Annotated in this window: 4 protein-coding genes and 1 pseudogene; all 5 read left to right on the forward strand. The window is 59.1% G+C overall.

Annotated elements, in window-relative coordinates; all coding sequences use genetic code 11:
• A partial coding sequence (locus ACPYOJ_RS34135; RefSeq protein WP_481420188.1) for an ABC transporter substrate-binding protein occupies positions 1-787 on the forward strand: 787 nt, incomplete at its 5' end.
• A gap of 26 nt (positions 788-813) precedes the next feature.
• Positions 814-1,788 carry a YVTN family beta-propeller repeat protein gene (locus ACPYOJ_RS34140; RefSeq protein WP_481420189.1) on the forward strand — a complete coding sequence of 325 codons (975 nt, stop codon included), beginning with the start codon at positions 814-816 and terminating at the stop codon, positions 1,786-1,788.
• Between the two features lie 19 nt (positions 1,789-1,807).
• Complete coding sequence (locus ACPYOJ_RS34145) at positions 1,808-1,963, forward strand: hypothetical protein (RefSeq protein WP_481420190.1); 156 nt, start codon at positions 1,808-1,810, stop codon at positions 1,961-1,963.
• A gap of 32 nt (positions 1,964-1,995) precedes the next feature.
• Positions 1,996-2,781, forward strand: coding sequence for an ATP-binding cassette domain-containing protein (locus ACPYOJ_RS34150; RefSeq protein WP_481420191.1), 786 nt, complete (start codon positions 1,996-1,998; stop codon positions 2,779-2,781).
• Positions 2,782-2,825: 44 nt separating this feature from the next.
• Positions 2,826-3,087: pseudogene (locus ACPYOJ_RS34155) on the forward strand (ABC transporter permease); the annotation flags it as partial.

Below are 3,087 nucleotides of genomic sequence, written 5' to 3' on the forward strand. Positions count from 1 at the left end.
CCTGCGAGAAGAAGAATGTCGCTCTAATATATTCCATACGGCTCCGTCACGCACAATGCTTGCTGACGGTCTTGCACAGTATCTGATCTGGAAACAGTGGCGCAGATGGGTGCTTCTCTATGGTTCGTACGAAGGTGACAAACTCTTCGCCGATGCTTTGCGGCGTGCCGCGGAGCGCTTCGGCGGCAAGATCGTCGCTGAAAAACTGTTCGAAGATACCGGCACGGCACGGCGGACTGATACTGGCGTGGTCCAGATCCAGCGGCAGATGCCGGTCTTTACCCAAAACCTTCCGGAACATGACGTCGTTCTGGTCGCCGACGAAAGCGAGGTCTTCGGCACCTACGTGCCGTACCGTACCTGGGTCCCGCGGCCGGTCGCCGGTACGGCGGGCCTGGTACCGACCGCCTGGCACCCGGCCAGCGAACAATGGGGCGGAACCCAGATCCAGAACCGCTTTGCAAAGGCGAATGGCCGTCGCATGCTGTCCAAAGATATGGCGGCGTGGACAGCGGTCCGCATCCTCGGCGAAGCTGCTACCCGCACGCAAAACAGTGATCCCGAGAAGATCGGCGGATACATCCGCTCGGACGATTTTTCCATCGCGGCCTTCAAGGGCCAGAAACTGACATTCCGCAAATGGAACTTGCAATTGCGCCAGCCGATTTTCCTCGGTGATGCGCGCACGGTCGTTTCGACCTCGCCGCAGGAAGGCTTCCTCCATCAGGTTTCGGAGCTAGATACGCTAGGGATCGATGAACCGGAGACGAAGTGCGTCTTGAAGTGATCGCTCGATATGATGGGAGGGACTTGATGCGAAGCCGACTATCCTTTCTCGCCGGCATGACAGCAGCCGGTTTCATGGCCGGCCCGGCATCCGCCTACATGGTCTACGTTTCCAACGAACGCGACAACACGATCAGCGTCATCGACTCGAACACGAAGGAGGTCGTGAAGACGGTAAATGTAGGGCAGCGTCCACGCGGCATCACCATCTCGCATGACGGCAAATTCATCTATCTCTGTGCGAGCGACGACGACACGATCGAGATCATCGACACCGCCACCCTGGAGATCGTCGGTTCCCTGCCCTCCGGTCCCGATCCCGAGCTGTTCGTTCTCTCCCCGGATGGCAAGACACTCTATGTGGCGAATGAAGACGACAATCTGGTCACCGTCATCGATATCGGGAGCAAGGAGGTCGTTGCAGAAGTTCCTGTCGGCGTCGAGCCCGAGGGCATGGGGGTGAGTCCAGACGGAAGGACCATGGTCAACACGTCGGAAACGACGAACATGGCTCATTTTATCGACACCAAGACGCACGAGATGACCCATAACGTGCTGGTGGATTCGCGGCCGCGCTTTGCCGAGTTCAAGCCCGACGGGTCCGAGGTGTGGGTCAGCGCCGAGATCGGCGGCACCGTCTCCGTGATCGATAATGCGACGCGAGAGGTGAAACAGAAGATTACCTTCGAAATTCCCGGCCTGCGCGCCGAATCCATCCAGCCTGTCGGTATCCGGATCACCGATGATGGAAAGAAAGCCTATGTGGCGCTCGGTCCTGCCAACCGTGTCGCCGTCATCAACACCGAAACCTATGAAGTCGAGAAATACATCCTGGTCGGCCAACGGGTCTGGCAACTCGCCTTTACCCCCGACCAAAAGCAGATCGTCAGCACGAACGGCGTTTCGAACGACATCACATTCATCGATGTCGCGACGGACGAGCCGGTCCAATCGGTAACCGTCGGCGCGCTTCCATGGGGCGTTGTTGTGTCCCCGAACTGACGCAACGATGGAGGAGATCATGAAGAGAACTCCCACAATCGTCCTTGTCGCCATAGTCGGCATGACTTTTGCGCATACCCAGGCCTGGACACAGGACAAGGACGACAACGATGACGCTGCGAGAGCCCCAGCCACCGAGCAGGTGACGATGAAAGGCACGATCATTATTAAATAGGCGTCGAACCACTCAGGAAGGAGCGGTTGCGGTTGCAGGACCTGAAGACCAGTAAAGGCTCGAACGGGGCGGCGGCTCTCAGCGTCCATGCCGTACGCCATTCCTATGGCTCGAAGCCTGCTCTGAATGATGTGACCTTCTCCCTCCCGCCCGCGAGTTTTACGGTGCTTCTCGGTCTGAATGGGGCGGGAAAGACGACCCTGTTCTCGCTCATCAGCCATCTCTACGGCACCCGGCACGGATCGATCCGGGTCTTTGGCTACGACATCAGCCGTGCCCCCGGAGAAGCGTTGCGGCGACTCGGAATTGTCTTTCAGGCCCGAACCCTCGATCTCGATCTGAGTGTCCACCAGAACCTTTCCTATCACGCTTCGCTGCACGGCATTGGCGCGGGTGAAGCGCGCAAGCGGATCGACACCCTGCTTCATACGGTCGGCATGAGCGAGAAGTTGCATGACAAGGCGCGCAGCCTTTCGGGCGGCCAGATGCGACGGGTCGAGATCGCGCGAGCGCTCCTGCATCGGCCGCATCTGCTGCTGCTCGACGAAGCGACCGTCGGTCTCGACATCCAATCCCGGGCCGGAATCCTGGCGACCATCCGCGCCCTGGTACGCAGCGAAGGAATCAGTGTTTTCTGGGCGACACATCTGATCGACGAGGTCGACGAAGCAGATCGTGTGGTTATCCTGCGCCAGGGCGAGGTCGTCGCCGACGGTGACGTGAAGGAGGTAGTGCGAACGACCGAGGCCACGACGATCCGTGAAGCGTTCTCGCGGCTCGGCCAGCCGGTAGCAGATTCGACGGACGGTTCACCATGAGCCGACAATTGCAAAATACAGCGAGTATTGCGGGACCGGGAGCGATGAAATTAAAGCGTCTCGGGTCGATCCACTACCTGATCTGCTTGAAAGGCATCCTTGTCCGCGAGGGACTGCGCTTTCTTCACCAGCGGGAGCGTTTCATCGCCTCTCTGGTGAGACCGCTGCTCTGGCTTTTTATCTTCGCGGCGGGCTTCCGGCAGGTGCTCGGCGTCTCGATTATCCCGCCCTACAAGACCTACGTGCTGTATGAGGTCTATATCACGCCCGGCCTTTGCGGCATGATCCTGCTCTTCAGCGGCATGC

It is taken from the genome of Rhizobium sp. SVR5-9E (assembly GCF_056755095.1).

Bases quoted from the DNA above. Each gene is read 5' to 3' on its own strand.
- ACPYOJ_RS34140 (WP_481420189.1), top strand. From the start codon at position 814: ATGCGAAGCCGACTATCCTTTCTCGCCGGCATGACAGCAGCCGGTTTC.
- ACPYOJ_RS34145 (WP_481420190.1), top strand. From the start codon at position 1,808: ATGAAGAGAACTCCCACAATCGTCCTTGTCGCCATAGTCGGCATGACT.